This is a genomic window from Corynebacterium sputi DSM 45148 (genome assembly GCF_000427865.1).
Classification (GTDB): domain Bacteria; phylum Actinomycetota; class Actinomycetes; order Mycobacteriales; family Mycobacteriaceae; genus Corynebacterium; species Corynebacterium sputi.
Map to the genome: position 1 here is coordinate 54075 of NZ_ATYV01000017.1, position 15951 is coordinate 70025.

Below are 15951 nucleotides of genomic sequence, written 5' to 3' on the forward strand. Positions count from 1 at the left end.
GATGTGGTGAAATAGGACAATGACCGAGAATTTCACCGGATCGCCCCGCCCCACCCTTGGCGTGGAGTGGGAGCTCGTCTTTGTCGACCGCCAGACCCGTGACACGGTGCCGGTGGCGGAACAGGTGATGGAGATCCTCGACCGCGATCATCCCGGGCATGGGCTCCATCGAGAGTTCTTGGCGAACACGGTGGAACTGGTCACCGGCATTTGCGAGGATGTCCCACAGGCTGTGAAGGACTTGCAGGGCCGCTTGGACCTTCTCCGCAGTGTCACCGATCAGCTGGAAGTTGATCTCTGGTCCTCCGGATCGCATCCTTTCACCCGTGGCACGGACCAGATCGTTGGGCCCAAGCCTGCTCACCGTGAAATTCTCGAGCGCACTCAGTGGTGGGGCCGTCAGATGATCATCTGGGGCATCCACGTGCATGTGGGTGTGAAGGATGCGGACCGTGTCTGGCCGATCATCAACGCATTGCAGGTGCAGTTCCCGCACATCCTGGCCATGTCTGCATCCTCGCCCAGTTGGAACGGTGAGGACATGGGATACGCGTCCAACCGATCCCTGCTCTACCGGCAGCTCCCGACGGCCGGTTTGCCCCCTGCCATCGACACCTGGGAGCAGTGGCAGTCATACATGCATGACCAGTCGAAGTCCGGTGTCATCAACCACACCGGGTCGATGCACGTGGATATTCGACCGGCGTCGAACCTCGGCACCATCGAGGTACGAGTGGCGGACTCCACGACGAACATGCGTGAGCTCTCGGCCATCGTCGCCTTTATTCACTGCTTGGTTGTTCACTACGACCGGATGTACGAGGCCGGCGAAGAGCTGCCGTCAATCCAGCCCTGGCACACCGCCGAAAACAAATGGCGCGCCGCTCGATACGGCATGGATGCGCTGGTCATCACCGATCGGGACACCACCGAACGGTGGGTGAAGGATGATCTCGCTGATCTCCTCGTCACCTTGGAGCCGATCGCTGCGGACCTCAACTGCGTCGTTGAACTCCGAATCATCCACGAGATCATCAATGGTGGTGCCGGATATGAGCGCCAGCGCGCCGCTGCTGCGCGCGCAGGTGCCGCCCCGGCACTGGCAACCGAGGAAGAGGTCCGTGCGATCGAGGCTGACCTCGGGGCCTCTCCGTGGGCGGCTGCGGTGGATCTGGGCGTGCGCGAGCTGAAGCTCGGTCGCCCGATCCTGGACTAGCGCCTTCTAGTCGTCGTCGGTTGCGTCGGCCCCATCATGGAGCCAGTAACCGACCATGCGCAGGCGGTGGCGTTCGACGCCTCGCTCCCGACGCAACACCTTCGTTGCGGCGCGCATCTCTGCTGATTCGGCACCACCCCAGGCGTAGACGTTGCCGTCAGGGAAGGTGAGGTCGCGGAGGGCGTCGGAAAGCAGATGCGTGGTTCCCGCGTGAGCGGAACCGCGATGGAGCCAATGCACGTGGATGTCCGCGCGCTCAGGCAGGGGAAGGCGATCCCCGTCGTCACCGATCTCGATGAATGCGTGGGCCGGGGTTCCCTCCGGGAGGTTTTCCAGGATGACGCTGATCGCCGGCAGCGCGGTCTCGTCTCCTGCCAAGAGAACCCAGTCAGTGTCCGCTGGCGGCTCGTAGGCAGTCCGAGGTCCCCACATCGCGGCCTTGTCGCCGGGCTTGGCGTTCATGGCCCACTCGGCCGCCGTGCCTGGTGCAGGGGCGTGATTGTCGCCAGCACCATGGAGGACGTACAGCATGTCGATTTCGGCCTGCTCTGGGCGCCACGCACGGACCGTGTAATAAGCGCCGACCGGCTGGGTTTCCTCCGTGAAGGACCCGAAGTCTTCCCTGCGGAAGGAGCTGTCGACGCTGAGTTCCGACTTTCCATGCGGCGGATTCATCACATAGATGAACTGGTCCAGGCCGCCCGGCTCGAAGTGTGCCAAGTCGCCACCGCCGAAAGTGATTTGCCGGAAAGTGGGGGAGACCTGCTCAGTACGCACGACAGAGGTGACGTAGGTCTTGATCTCATTGACCTGCTGAGTCTGACGCTCAGGAGTGGTCAGCGTGGAGATGCCCAGCAATGAGCGAGCCTCGGCGATGACCTTGAGGGTGAGTTCCTCCAGGTTCATCAGGGATGTCACCTGGCTGGGGAACTCCACGCGGACTTCTTCGTCAGTCCCGGCAGCGTCGGTGACCTGAGCGGTCAGCCCGTTTACGTCAAAAGCGATGAAACGGGCGCTGCGGACCTCGTCACGCTTCAGGTGCGCACGGCAGACGATGTCGACGGCGTCCGCGTAGGTGTCGTTGTAGTGCTTAATCAACCGCGGGTTGACCTCGTCGAGCTCCGCGATCACTGCATCGTTAGCCATGTAAGCCAAACCTAATGCAATGAGGTCGATCGGCAAAGCCCGACGGGGCGGAGATCAGTGTTTGATCGTAGTCGCCTCGTCATCACGAGACAGCGCTTCGCGGTCGATGAGACCTTCGCGCTTCGCGACGTGGGAGATACGGTTACCGATCACCGGCGCCGTCATCAGCGCGAACAGCATGATCAGAACCAGCATGCCTAGGTCACCACGGACCTGGATACTGAGGTCACCGTGCACGATGATGTGGAGAATCACACCGATCAGAGTCAGTGCCAGACCCATCGTCTGGGGCTTCGACGACGCGTGCATCCGGCTGACGGTGTCACGGAAACGGGCCACGCCCAAGGCGGTGGATACCGCCAGTAGTGCGCCCAGCAGGATGAAGGTCAGGGACAGGATGTCGAGAAACAGATCCATCAGTTCTCCTCCTTTGCTTCCTTGGCCTCGGCCTTGGCGGATTCAGCCTTCTTCGGAATCGACTCAGAGCCGCGAGGGGCACCGGCACGATCCGTCTTCCGGACGTCGGGAACACGGTATCGAGCAACAGCCAGCGACGAGATGAATCCGAGGAGTGCCGTGACGAGCATCGCGTACACCCAAGAGGTTTCCATCGTCCACACGATGTACATGGCGATCAGTCCCTGCATGAGGGCAACCATGGACTCGAGGCTGAGCAGACGGTCCAGCGAGTTGGGACCGGCGAGCATGCGGCCCAGGACCAGCATCACCGCAACGAAGTAGATGAACGCGGCTATGCCCAGTCCGGTCTGGTAGATATCGGGATTCATCGCTTCTCCTCCTTGGTAGCCGAATCAGCGGCCGAACCGGTGTCCGGCCGAGGTGTATCGACGTGGCCGGCGATGGTGGATGAGGCGTCGGGAAGCTCGATCTCTCTGCTCTCGAACGCCCTGACGACCCGTGCATGCAGGTGGTTGATCTGGTCGATGGTGTGATCGAGCCGCCCGGTAGAGGACGCGTCGAGGATATGCATCGTGTATTCCTGGTTGGACGTGTCGATGTCAGTGACCAGACCGCCAGGCTGGAGATTGATCAGCGCGACGTTCGCCGCGATGGTCAGCTCCTCGTGCGTGTACAGCCGGAACTTCACAATTGCGGACATCGGCGGATCAGCGCGGCGTACCGCGAGCCATGCCACCGACACCGAGGCCATTGAGAATTCCCATGCCCATACGAAGAACATCGAGATCATCGCGACCCAGTTGATTCGGATGCGACGAACTGGGATGCGCGGCATCGGGAATAGCAGCGTGACGATGAGTGCTACGACAACACCGGCCACGATGTTGCCGAGGGTCAATTCGCCCCACAGCAGGAGCCAGACCACGACGATCCAGAGGAACATCAAGGCTGAGGGCCGTGCGTTGCGCGCCTTCTCCCGAGCCTCAGAGGCCCGCTCGCGGACGCCGTTTCCATTGCCGTTTCCGTTCTTGGACGGCTGATCGGGGGTGGTGGCCATTACTGCCCGCCTCCTTCAGCGTTCGCGTCGGTGGAGACACCCGGCATCTCCGGGTCATCGGAGTCGTCCGATTCTCCGTACGGATCGTGGACCGTGTCGTCCAGGGTACGGCCCGGATCGTAGATGCCCATTTGCTCTTCCACATTGTCGGTGCCCAGGACTGCAGCCCGATAAGCATCAACGTCAGAGACGCTCTCCGCGGCGCTTGTCGTCGCATCCGACAGGGGACCGGCGAAGACGGTGACCGCCAGCGAACCGGCGATGAGAAGAGCCGTGGGTGCGAGCATGCCGACCGGCATGCGGCCGACGTCCTCGCGCTCCTCGACCTTGGTGAACTCCGGGTTCTCCTGCAGGGTCATCGGACGAGCCAGGACAGTGTCGCCGTCCGGGGCATCCGAGCGGTCCCGCCAGAAGGCCTTCGACCAGACGATGACCATGGTGTACAGCGTCAGCAAGGACGTAATGATGGCACCGGCGATAAGGATCCAGGCAAGGGAGGAGCCGTTCTCTGCGCCGGCCTCGACGAGCATGACCTTGCCGAGGAAGCCAGAGAACGGTGGGATACCACCCAGGTTGAGTGCCGGGACCAGGTAGAGGATCGCCAACAGTGGCGATACCTTTGCCAAACTGCCGAGCCTGCGCAGTGAGGATGAACCTGCTTGGCGTTCGATGAGCCCGACAACCAGGAACAGCGCTGTCTGCACGAGGATGTGGTGCACGGCGTAGAAGATTGCGCCGGACATACCCAGTTCGTTGCCCAAGGCAATACCGAAAATCATGTAACCGATGTGGCTGACCAGTGTGAACGACAGCAGGCGTTTGATTTCCGTCTGGGCCATCGCGCCGAGGATGCCCATGATCATCGTGGCCAAACCTGCCCACATCAGCACCGTGTCCAAGCCCGCCCCTTCGGGGAAGAGGACCGTTCGGGCACGGATGATGGCGTAGACACCGACCTTTGTCAGCAGGCCGGCGAACACCGCCGTGACCATCGATGGGGCCGAAGGATAGGAATCCGGGAGCCAGGAGGCCATCGGGAACACTGCTGCCTTCACTGAGAAGGCCACCAGCAAGACTGCGAAGATTGCTGTCCTGGTGCCGTCGGGCACATCCTCCATACGGATGGAGATGTGCGCGAAGTTCACGGTGCCGACCGCGGCGTAGACCAGCGCGATAGCGGCCAGGAACACCAGCGACGACAGCATGTTGACCATGACGTATGAGACGCCGGCACGGATTCGCTGTGCGGAAGCACCTAGGGTCAGCAGCACGTAGGAAGCAACGAGGAGAACCTCGAAGCCGACGTACATGTTGAAGAGGTCACCGGCGAGGAACGCCATGGAGACACCCATGTTGAGCAGCATGTACGAGGGGATGAACACCGCGATCGGGTCATCGTCCGAGCCATCCCGAATACCCTGTCCGATGCCGAACCAGAGGACTGCGAACAGGACGAGCTGAGAAACAGCGATCATCACGGTGGACAGACCATCGGCGACGAGCGTGATGCCCACCGGAGCATTCCAACCACCGAGCTGGACGGTGTAGATCCCGTGGACCTGCACTAGATAGACCAGCGCAAACGAGAGGAACAGCAGCATCAGCAGCGATGCGAGGCTCAGAGCCTGCTGCAGGCGGGGACGCCTAGCGAACAGAAGGGCCAGGCCTGCCGTCGCGGCCGGGATGATGACCGGCATCGGAATCAGGATGAGCATGAGCTGATCAATTGTCATTCTTCTCCTCCTTCTCCGTCTGGTCGGCCGTCTCCGGCGCGGTTTCGACTGGCTTCTCGAAGCTCTCGGGGCCGAACTGGTCGCCGGCTTCCGTAGGCCTACCGGTGGTGGGGTCGTCTGAACGGTCCCGGTCCGGGGCCTGCGCCGGGTCTCGCAGCTGCCTGCGCAGGATTGCGAGATCTTCCGGATCGTCCTGGACCTGGTCGCCGCCGGCACGGTAACGGTGCTGGCGATAGGCCAAGGCCAGGATGAATGCGGTCAAGCCGAGCATGATCACGATGGCGGTGAGGATCAGCGCCTGCGGAAGCGGGTCCGCAGTGTTCTCGAATAGTTCGGTTTCGCGACCCCAAATCGGCGGATTGCCCGGAGGGCCACCGGCCAGCAGGAGCAGCAGGTTAAGTCCGTTACCCATCAGCAGCAGTCCGAGGAGCATGCGGGTGATGGCACGGTCGAGGAACAAGTACACGCCTGCGGCCATGAGAATGCCGACTGTGGCGAGCAGGATGAAGTTGATACTCACTGGTGATCACCATCGCTTTCGGTCGTCGGCCCGGATTCGGTCGGAGGTTCAGTACCCGCGGACTTCATGGCCTTACGGCCGATCGGTGGCGAAAGCTTGTCTTCCGGCAGCTTGTGTCGGGCCGCGCGCTCGGCACCCTTGCGGTACTGACGGGTGCGTCCCAGCATCGTGAGGTTCACGCGGCGGGAACGAGCACGTTCGGCGCGACGGTCCGCCTCGATGTCGATACGCGCTCCGAGGGATCGGAGCATGTAGGTGACGGTGCCGATGACGATCAGGTAGACGCTGAGGTCGAACAGCAGCGGGGACACCAGGTTGAGGTTCTCGATGCCCGGCAGGTTGACCGTGGTATACCAGGAGGTCAGCGGCGGCCACAGCAGAACCAACGGCCACAATGCCGAGGCGACACCAGCGATCAGACCGATGCCCAGCAGGCGGTCGGTGAGGATCGGGACCGACTCGTTGAGTTCCCAACGGCCACCGGCGAGGTACCGGATGGTGATGGCCAGGCCGGCGACCAGGCCACCGGCGAATCCGCCGCCCGGTGCGTTGTGACCGGAGAAGAAGAAGTAGATCGACAGGGCCATCATGGTGGGGAACAGGAACCTGGTCACCACCACGACCATCAGCGGACGCTTGCCCTTGTCCACCTTGGTTCCGGAAGTCGACAGCCAGCGCTGCGAACGGCGCTGGGAACGACGTGTTCCCACATCCGGAGTACGCGAGATCGCATACGTGCGGTGGGTACGGAAGACCAGGGATGCAACACCGAGGGCAGCGACGACCAGCACGGAGACCTCACCGAAGGTATCCCACGCACGGATGTCGACAAGAAGGACGTTGACGGCGTTGGCGCCGTGTCCGATCTCGTAGGCCAGCTCTGGGATGACGGTCGAGACTGCCTCCGTGTTGCGGGCAGCCATGGCAAACGCACCAAGCGTTGCGACGGATACACCCACACCAATCGCCAACCATGCCCGGGCACGGCCGAGCATCGGCTGAGAGCGGGTGGTGGACGCCGGCAGTGTGCGCAGCACCAGGACGAAGACGACCATGACGATGGTCTCGACGAGGATCTGGGTCAGCGCCAGGTCTGGCGCGCCCTGGAAGACGAACAGGAATGCCAGGCCATAACCGGTGACACCCACGAGGATGACTCCGGTGAGTCGGTTGCGGGCCTGCGTCGCGGCAACCGCAGCGATCACGATGATCAGTGCAGCAGCGCCCTGGGCCGGGGTGTCCCAGAGGTACATCACCAGGTCGTCGCGCTGGCCGAGAACCAACGAGGAGATCGGCAGCACGATAAGCACACCGAGGATGATTGCCTCGGTCAGCGGCAGCGAACCCTTCTGGGTGGCGGCGGTGACGCGGAGTGAGAGCTTGCGGGCGCCGTCGAGCACCTTGTCGTACATAACGTTCGCGTCGCCGAGGGCCGGCGGGTTGAAGTATGCGCGGGCCAGGAGCTTCCGGAAGCGGAAAAGGATGTAACCGGACACCAGGATCACGCCGGTCAGTGCAAGGGCGGTGTTAAAGCCGTGCCACAACGCGAGGTAGGTGGAGTGGTCTGAATCCGGGAACCGCTCGTAGAGGTACGGATCGAAGATTGCCTGAGCGACGCTCGGGATGAATCCGAGCACCAGGCTGAGGATCGCGAGCAACCAGGCCGGGCCCAGCATCCACTGGGAAGGCTTGGACATATTCGCCACTGCCGGAGAGGTGCCACCGCCAGAGGGATGGGAGTCCGGCTTGGTGACGAAGGCCTCCCACAGCAGACGCAGCGTGTACGTCACCGTGAGAATCGAGCCGATGACGATGCCGAAGGTCACGAAGACAGCAGGCATGCCGTTAAGCGACTCTGCTTCCATCGTCGAGGCGAGTGCTGCCTCCTTCGCAACGAATCCGAACATCGGCGGAATGCCTGCCATGGACGCACCGGCGAGGATGGCGATGATCGCCATCTGCGGAGACTTGCGGCCCAGGCCAGAGAGCTTCCGAATGTCACGGGTGCCGGTGGTGTGGTCGATCGCACCGGCGGTCATGAACAAGGCAGCCTTGAACATTGCGTGACCCAGAGTCAGAGCCAGACCAGCCAGTAGCGCATCGCGGGTGCCGACGGCAGTCACCGTGATGATGAAGCCGAGCTGGGAGACAGTGCCGTAGGCCAGGATCAGCTTCAGATCGGTCTGTCGCAGGGCGACCCAACCGGCCATGATCATCGTCAAGATGCCCAGAGGCAAGATTACTAAGTGCCAGTATGTCGTTCCACCGAAGGTCGGGGAGAGCACTGCCACCAGGAAGACGCCGGCCTTCACCATGGCTGCCGAGTGCAGGTATGCGGAGACAGGCGTCGGTGCGGCCATGGCGCCTGGGAGCCAGAAGTGGGCCGGGGCGATGGCGGACTTCGACAGTGCGCCGATCACCATGAGGATTACTGCGACTGCGACTGCAGTGGAATTTAGCTGCGTATCAGTGAGCTGGGTGAGTCCGGAGAAGGTCCATTCGCCGGTGGTCTGTCCCATCAAGATGATGCCGACCAGCATGACGAGGCCACCGAGTGTGGTGACCATAAGTGCCTGCGTCGCGGCCCGTCGTGAGGACGCACGTTCCGCGTAGTAACCCACCAGGAGGAACGACAATACTGACGTAATTTCCCAGAAGATGTACATCAGGAGCATGTTGTCGGCGACAACAAGTCCGTACATCGCGGCAGCAAATCCGACGAGTTGACCTGCGAAGAAGGCTAATCGGCGGCGCTTGCCAGGTGGTGGATTGTGGAAGTATCCGGCGCAGTAGATAAGCACCAAGACGCCGACCGCGAGAACCAGCGTTCCGAAGAACGCGGCAATCGGGCCGAGCCGCATTGTGATGTCCAGATGGACCAGCGGCATCCATTCGAAGTGTTCAACTCGCGGTTCGTCGCCGGAGATCAATCCGACCAGTTGCATCCCCATCCAGACCGCACCGGCGGCCAGGGGAAGTGCGAGAAGAGGGAACGCACGCGTCCCCAGTCGGCGGATCGTCCACGGCGCCGCTACCGCCGTCACGGTGAGCAGGCAGAGGAGGACGGTCATGCCCTCTATATTGCGGAATCAGTCAGTGATACTGCAACAACAGTTCATGATGATTAACCCTGGGGTGCGTTCAGGATTGACCTATCTGCAGTGCGGAACACTGATAAGGAACTGCTCAGGAACACTCCGCCTATTTAGAGGCCTGACCAAACACTCAGGATTTTCTCAGCCGTGAAGGCGGTTCGCGGCGCCGGTCATCGCGGAGATGATGGACTTTTCCGGCGTCTGTCCGAAGCCCATCGTCCATACCCGAGTGGTGTTGTGTGCGGCGTAGATGAAGGTGACCGTCGCCTCGAAGATCTCCAGCTGGTGGAATTCGACGATCTCGACGCGGTAGCCGGAGTCAGCCAGCAGGTTGGTTGCGGCGGACACCGGGCCCATTGCACTGACCTCACGGACTCGGGTGGTGGCGGAGCCGGTGCCACGGGCGGTGGTGATCTCTGCGGTGAAGTCGGAGCGTCCGGCGCGACCACGGGTCGAGGCGAAGTTTCGGATCTCCAAGGGGCCGCCGGTGGGGGCGTACGTCGCGGTGAACGTCTTCCAGTCCATGCCTCGTGCTTCTTGGCGCAGTCCGCGCGGCAGGCGGTGGCTGAAGCGGGCACGGAAGGGATCTTCCGCGAACGTGCGGGTAAAGGAAGATTCGTCCTGCGTCCCGGTTTCAGCTGAATCAGCCTGGAAAGTCATGGACGTGGACGTGTTCTTGCGGGTGCTGGTGAACATTGTGCTGCGTTCCTCACATGTCGAGAGATGTCTGGGATGTCCCGACTGACTCTTGGTGCGCGTGTTGGTAGCGGCCAGAGACCCCGAGCAGAGGGGTCAGTCCTTGCCTCCGCCGGGGTTCGTAGCCTTCGCTACTCGAAGTCGAATGTTCAGCATGGAGGAAACGCTAGACCCACTGTGGCGTACATCGCAACCCCCTGACCCTGGAATTGTTGCGTCTAGGTGAACGGGGACAACCCGAGTGGGGGTGATCTGACGCACACTCTCGGATATTGAGTGTTCGCACTGCAATCAGGACCCCGGCGGGAAAGCCCCGACCGGGGTTATCGACGGGCTGACCCGGACAGTTCGGAAAGAGTGATCGGTGTTAGCGGAGGTTGGGGCGATTTTTGCCCCTGAACCGCCGCATGCACAGCCGCTATCGGTCAGATCGTGGCCAGGAACGCGGCTTCGGCCACTGCAATGTCGCGGATTTCGTTCGGGTCTACCGACTCATCTGCGGAGTGAATTCGGCACTGTGGCTCCTCCACTCCGAACAGAATGATGTCCGCATCCGGCACCGCCTCAGTTAGCCCGGCGCACAGGGGAATCGACGCACCTTCGCCGGTGTGGACCGTCTCCTCGCGGTAACTCGCGGTTAGTGCATCTTGCAGGTGCTGCACCGCGGCGCCGTCGACGTTTGCAGAAAACGGCTTCGCCACGATGTCCCGAGTCACCGTTACCTTCGCGCTGGCCGGGGAGTGCGCCTTCAGGTGGGCCACGAGCGCGTCCTGAGCCGCCTGCGGGTCCATTCCCGGGGGCACGCGCAGGTTCAAGTGCGCCGTCGCCGTGGATGGGATCGCATTGACCGGGTTCGTCGCCGGCGGGCAGTCAATGCCAGTGACGATCAACGCCGGGCGCGCCCACGTCAGGTCCGCGACGGAGGCGTCGGAGACTTCTGACATCAGCGCAACGTCGTCAAGCACTCCCGCATCCGAGCGGAAGGTCTCCGCGTCATAGGGATTGCCTTCCCACCGGGCAGTGCAGTCGAGACCGTCGATGGAGGTGTTGCCGTCGCCATCGCGCAGCGAATCAAGCAGACGAATCAGCGTGGCAAGCGCATCCGGCGCCGCACCGCCGAACATTCCCGAGTGCACCGGCCCTGCCAGCGTGTCTACGCGAACATCCACGTCAGCGGTCCCACGCAAGGTGGTAACAAGCGTCGGCTTCCCGACGGCCACGTTCCCCACGTCCGCAATCAGAATCACGTCCGAGGCGAACAGCTCCGGCTCCGTACGCAGTAGGTGGTCCAGGTCAGCGCCTCCGCGCTCCTCTGATCCCTCGACGACAATCCGCAGTCCCGGCAGGTCAACTCCCATCGTGGCCAGCGCGCGCAGCGCTGCAAGATGCATTACGACGTTTCCCTTGCAATCAGCCGTGCCTCGTCCGTACCACCGGCCGTCGCGCTCATCGAGCGTCCACGGATCCGCAGTCCACTCGGAGACGTCACCGGCCGGCTGGACATCATGGTGGGAGTAGAGCAGCACCGTCGGGCGGCCTTCCGGTGCCGGGCGATGGCCCAGCAGGGTGATCGACCCATCCACGGTCTGGCGTGCGGTGAGATCGAAGCCCGCCTCAGCAAAGAATTCTCGCGCAGCCTCTGCGGCTCCTGCGCAATCATCGACGGTGGAGGGTTCATCATGCACGGATGCGAAGGAGATTAGGTGTGCCAGTTGGGCCTTCACCGTCTCCATGTCGTTGGTGATTAACTCGCGGGCGCGATCGGCGGCCGCGGTCAGTGTGTTGCCGGAGGAATCCCGGCCAGAAGTGGTGGTGTTCATGGGGTCGAGTGTAGGAGTCGTGGACTGGGGCGTCGGGAAGCAAGGCTTTTGTCTCTTCCCCGAATCTTGCACTCGGTGGGCGCGAGTGCTAAAAACGGGATTTAGCACTCTCAGTTGGTAAGTGCCAGGCCCCGGACCGATGGGGCGTGGCGATCTCCGGTTGGGGCGCAGACAAAACGAACAAGAACTTGCCGGTCAGGTGAGGTTCCGGGTGACACTTTCCGGTTCCGTGCCGTCGCGGGCGCCAGGCCGGCCCCATCGAAGTGTCGTTTCATCTACGGAGGATCGTTAGCCTCATGGCCAAGATCATTGCTTTCGACGAGGAGGCCCGCCGCGGCCTCGAGAACGGCCTGAACACACTGGCCGACGCTGTCAAAGTCACCCTCGGACCCAAGGGTCGCAACGTCGTTCTGGAGCGTAAGTGGGGAGCCCCGCTGATCACCAACGACGGTGTGTCCATCGCTCGTGAGATTGACCTGGAAGACCCCTACGAGAAGATCGGCGCGGAGTTGGTGAAGGAGGTCGCTAAGAAGACCGACGACGTCGCTGGCGACGGAACCACCACCGCTACCGTGCTGGCACAGTCCCTCGTCTCTGAGGGCCTGCGCAACCTGGCTGCTGGCTCGAACCCGATGGGTATCAAGCGCGGCATCGAGAAGGCTGTCGCCGCTGTGACCGCCGAGCTGCTTGAGACCGCCAAGGAAATCGAGACCAAGGACCAGATCGCTGCTACCGCAGGCATTTCCGCTGCGGACCCGGCCATCGGTGAGCTCATTGCAACCGCAATGGACACCGTCGGCAAGGAAGGCGTTATCACCGTCGAGGAGGCCAACACCTTCGGCCTGGATCTCGAGCTGACCGAGGGTATGCGCTTCGACAAGGGCTACATCTCCGGTTATTTCGCCACCGACGTTGAGCGTGGCGAGGCAGTCCTGGAAGACCCGTACGTGCTGCTAGTCTCCTCCAAGATCTCCAACATCAAGGATCTCCTGCCGCTGCTGGAGAAGGTCATGCAGTCCGGCAAGCCGCTGCTGATCATCGCCGAGGATGTTGAGGGTGAGGCTCTGTCCACCCTGGTCGTCAACAAGATCCGTGGCACCTTCAAGTCCGTCGCCGTGAAGGCACCGGGCTTCGGTGACCGTCGCAAGGCCATGCTGCAGGACATCGCGATCCTGACTGATGGCCAGGTCATCGCAGAAGAGGTCGGACTCTCCCTGGAGACCGCTGACCTGCCGCTGCTGGGCCGCGCTCGCAAGGTTGTCATCACCAAGGATGACACCACCATCGTCGAGGGCGCTGGCGACCAGGCCGCCATCGAAGGCCGTGTCAACCAGATTCGCGCCGAGATTGAGAACTCTGACTCGGACTACGACCGCGAGAAGCTCCAGGAGCGCCTGGCCAAGCTTTCCGGTGGCGTCGCTGTCATCAAGGCAGGTGCTGCTACCGAGGTCGAGCTCAAGGAGCGCAAGCACCGCATTGAGGACGCCGTCCGTAACGCGAAGGCTGCCGTTGAAGAGGGCATCGTCGCAGGTGGCGGTTCCGCACTGCTGCAGACCGCTCACGTGCTTGATGACGAGCTGGGCCTGGACGGCGACGAAGCCACCGGTGTCCGCATCGTTCGCGCCGCACTGGCTGCACCGCTGCGTCAGATCGCTCTGAACGCAGGCCTGGAAGCCGGCGTTGTCGCAGAGCGCGTTGCAGGCCTCGAGGTCGGCCACGGCCTGAACGCCGCTACCGGCGAGTACGTGGACCTCATGGCTGCTGGCATCAACGACCCGGTGAAGGTCACCCGCTCGGCACTGCAGAACGCAGCGTCCATCGCGGCTCTGTTCCTCACCACCGAGGCTGTTGTTGCTGACAAGCCGGAGCCGGCCGCTCCCGCAATGCCGGGTGGCGACGAGATGGGTGGCATGGGCGGCTTCTAAGCCTCCTGCGCCTGCTCTTCCGCGCTTTCTCGAATACCCCGCTTCCCAACGTATTTCACGGAGGGAAACGGGGTTTTCCCGTGCGTCTGCCAGATGTTCATCGGGCGATTCCCTTTCGGGGGTGGCGGTGGTGAACACCCATCGCTTCGCCTGTCTGCCCAGGGGGTTCGGGGGTATTCTGCATCTATGGCGGAAAAGAATGAAGAGGGCTTCCACGTCGTTGATCTGGCGGCCACCGAGGGTTACATCGTCGATGATTCCGACGAAGATGACCCGGTACTGGTCACCCCGGATGGGCACCGGATCGACACCTGGCGGGACCAGTACCCCTACGACTCACGCGTAACCCGCGATGAGTACGAGGAAACCAAGCGCAAGCTACAGATCGAACTGATCAAGTGGCAAAACTGGACCAAGGACACCGGCCAGAAGCACATCATCCTTTTTGAAGGCCGTGACGCCGCCGGCAAGGGTGGCACCATCAAGCGCTTCAACGAGCACCTCAACCCCCGTGGTGCCCGCACTGTTGCCCTGGAAAAGCCCTCTCCCCGCGAGTCCACCTCGTGGTACTTCCAGCGCTACATCGAGCACTTCCCCTGCGGCGGAGAGATCGTCTTCTTCGACCGCTCTTGGTACAACCGCTCCGGCGTCGAGCGCGTCATGGGCTTCTGCACCGAATCCCAGCACACGGAATTTCTCCGCGAGGTCCCGATGCTGGAGAACATGATCCTCGGTTCCGGTATCTCCCTCACCAAGTTCTGGTTCTCAGTGACTCAGAAGGAGCAGCGCACCCGCTTCGCCATCCGTCAGGTCGATCCGGTGCGCCAGTGGAAGCTCTCGCCGATGGACATCGCATCTCTTGATCGCTGGGACGATTACACCCGCGCGAAGGAAGAGCAGTTCCGGTACACCGACACCGATGAGTCACCGTGGATCACCATCAAGTCGAATGACAAGAAGCGCGCCCGCATCAATGCGATGCGCTACATCCTGTCCAAGTTCGAATACACCGGTAAGGACCACGAACTAGTCGGCGATCCTGATCCGCAGATCGTCAAGCGCGGTCGCGATCAGATTGGTGACTGATCCTTAGGGAAGCTCAGGGTTCCTGACAGTTATCTCCTCGACTGACTCCCCACTCGCCGATTCGAGAGTCGGTGAGTGGGGAGTTCGGCGTTTTTCACCATGGTGTCCTAAACGAGTAATAGTTCAGTGCGGCTCGATCGTCCTTAATTGGATAACTAGACCCCGAAAGCTGGGCGCTGACTTTCTTGTGAGAGTAAAATATGGCCTAGCTTCAGCCAATTACTCTCGAATTGAGAGTCATCGGTAAAATCAATATAAAACCGAGATGTAAGGTACGAGGGAGTTTTGGGTTCCTGTGCCCCTCGGACGACAGGAATTATCTTGGTTGATGCAGTATTTCTGAATAGTTCAGGGGTCATGAGCATTCGCTCGTAAGCGGCACCGCCTTGATTTTCTTCGCTCTTATCGTTGTACTTTTCCGTGCAGATCGCCAGGATTCTATCCGAGTTCTTTATTCCTGAGTTCATGAAATGGTGAAGATCGCTGCCCAGATTTGTATCCCACTGGTCAAACAGTACCCAAATGCCGATCGAGTTGAGCTTTTGCGCCAGTTTGGCGACCCACTCCTTATGTTCCTCGGAATCGTGGGAGTAGGAGATGAAAACTCGGGGAATATGTTCCTTGGGCTCTTTGAGGAGTGATTCGATAGAGGTGGCTTTCTCAGGTTCGAATATTACGGAAATTGATCGACCATTCTCGGAGATCTCTTGCCTTACGGTTTTTGGCTTAGTTTTATGCAAAATGCCTGAGGTGATACTTGGTATCTTCTCTTGCATGACATTTTTGAGGTTCCTGACGGCTTCCGTATCTCTCCCGTTTACCTTTATTGAGGTGTTAATGGATGATGTTGGGGCGTGTTGGTAGCATATGAAATTAACTGAGCTTATTTTGGATTCTTGAGCTACTTCACTAGGCTCGATATGTGCTATTGTGTGCCGTGTGTGACCATTAAACTGGCTCTTCACGATTTAGAGTGCGTTGATCCGGTTGTGTATCTGGCCGGAGTGGATCAGTGACCGCAAGATGTAGTGGTTGAGATTCCTGAACCCCAGAGCAATCCCGCGTAGATGCTCGAGCCGTCCGTTGATGGCTTCGACCGGACCGTTGGACGCCCCGATATCGAAGTACGCCAGGACATCCTCACGCCGACGCCACAATGTCCGACCCAGTTGCGCGAGCTCTTCCAGCCCCTTCGGTAGGCCCTTACGAATGCTGTTGATCACCCTGCTCATGAGCT

14 protein-coding genes are annotated in these 15951 nt (G+C 61.3%); 3 read left to right on the top strand and 11 right to left on the bottom strand.

Translation table 11 applies throughout. The annotated features are described in order from the left end of the window. Positions 1-19 precede the first annotated feature (19 nt). Positions 20-1216, top strand: coding sequence for a glutamate--cysteine ligase (locus YWU_RS0109805; protein ID WP_027020328.1), 1197 nt, complete (start codon positions 20-22; stop codon positions 1214-1216). A gap of 6 nt (positions 1217-1222) precedes the next feature. Here YWU_RS0109805 and YWU_RS16265 read toward each other — a convergent pair whose 3' ends face one another. The 9 genes from YWU_RS16265 to YWU_RS0109850 form a co-directional block, all read right to left on the bottom strand. Then, positions 1223-2362, bottom strand: coding sequence for a siderophore-interacting protein (locus YWU_RS16265; RefSeq protein ID WP_051260248.1), 1140 nt, complete (start codon positions 2360-2362; stop codon positions 1223-1225). Between the two features lie 54 nt (positions 2363-2416). Next, complete coding sequence (locus YWU_RS0109815; RefSeq protein WP_027020329.1) at positions 2417-2779, bottom strand: monovalent cation/H(+) antiporter subunit G; 363 nt, start codon at positions 2777-2779, stop codon at positions 2417-2419. Next, positions 2779-3150: a monovalent cation/H+ antiporter complex subunit F gene (locus tag YWU_RS0109820; RefSeq protein ID WP_027020330.1), complete on the bottom strand. Its 372-nt coding sequence runs from the start codon at positions 3148-3150 to the stop codon at positions 2779-2781. The genes YWU_RS0109815 and YWU_RS0109820 overlap by 1 nt, the downstream gene beginning before the upstream one ends. Then, positions 3147-3839 (bottom strand): Na+/H+ antiporter subunit E, encoded by a 693-nt coding sequence (locus tag YWU_RS16270; protein ID WP_051260249.1) that lies wholly within the window; start codon positions 3837-3839, stop codon positions 3147-3149. The genes YWU_RS0109820 and YWU_RS16270 overlap by 4 nt, the downstream gene beginning before the upstream one ends. Further along, entirely contained in the window at positions 3839-5572 is a 1734-nt protein-coding gene (locus YWU_RS16275) for a Na+/H+ antiporter subunit D (protein ID WP_084142068.1), read from the bottom strand. The genes YWU_RS16270 and YWU_RS16275 overlap by 1 nt, the downstream gene beginning before the upstream one ends. Continuing rightward, a complete protein-coding gene (locus tag YWU_RS0109835) occupies positions 5562-6092 on the bottom strand; it encodes a Na(+)/H(+) antiporter subunit C (RefSeq protein ID WP_027020331.1) in 531 nt (176 codons plus the stop codon). Before YWU_RS0109835 ends, YWU_RS16275 begins: the two co-directional genes overlap by 11 nt. After that, positions 6089-9163, bottom strand: coding sequence for a Na+/H+ antiporter subunit A (locus YWU_RS0109840; RefSeq protein ID WP_027020332.1), 3075 nt, complete (start codon positions 9161-9163; stop codon positions 6089-6091). Before YWU_RS0109840 ends, YWU_RS0109835 begins: the two co-directional genes overlap by 4 nt. Before the next feature lie 165 nt (positions 9164-9328). Then, positions 9329-9883, bottom strand: a complete 555-nt coding sequence (locus YWU_RS0109845) for a lipocalin/fatty-acid binding family protein (protein ID WP_027020333.1) — start codon at positions 9881-9883, stop codon at positions 9329-9331. A 425-nt stretch (positions 9884-10308) separates the two neighbouring features. After that, a complete protein-coding gene (locus YWU_RS0109850) occupies positions 10309-11703 on the bottom strand; it encodes a dipeptidase (protein ID WP_084142070.1) in 1395 nt (464 codons plus the stop codon). A gap of 296 nt (positions 11704-11999) precedes the next feature. Between YWU_RS0109850 and groL the strand changes: the two genes are divergently transcribed. Next, positions 12000-13628: a chaperonin GroEL gene (gene groL / locus YWU_RS0109855; protein WP_027020335.1), complete on the top strand. Its 1629-nt coding sequence runs from the start codon at positions 12000-12002 to the stop codon at positions 13626-13628. Between the two features lie 186 nt (positions 13629-13814). Further along, the gene (ppk2, locus tag YWU_RS0109865; RefSeq protein ID WP_027020336.1) at positions 13815-14714 is read left to right on the top strand and encodes a polyphosphate kinase 2; all 900 of its coding nucleotides are present in this window, start codon (positions 13815-13817) and stop codon (positions 14712-14714) included. A gap of 155 nt (positions 14715-14869) precedes the next feature. Here ppk2 and YWU_RS16280 read toward each other — a convergent pair whose 3' ends face one another. Together YWU_RS16280 and YWU_RS0109875 are read right to left on the bottom strand one after the other, a co-directional pair. Further along, positions 14870-15490, bottom strand: coding sequence for a toll/interleukin-1 receptor domain-containing protein (locus YWU_RS16280; protein WP_051260250.1), 621 nt, complete (start codon positions 15488-15490; stop codon positions 14870-14872). A 192-nt stretch (positions 15491-15682) separates the two neighbouring features. Further along, a partial coding sequence (locus YWU_RS0109875; protein WP_027020337.1) for a transposase occupies positions 15683-15951 on the bottom strand: 269 nt, incomplete at its 5' end.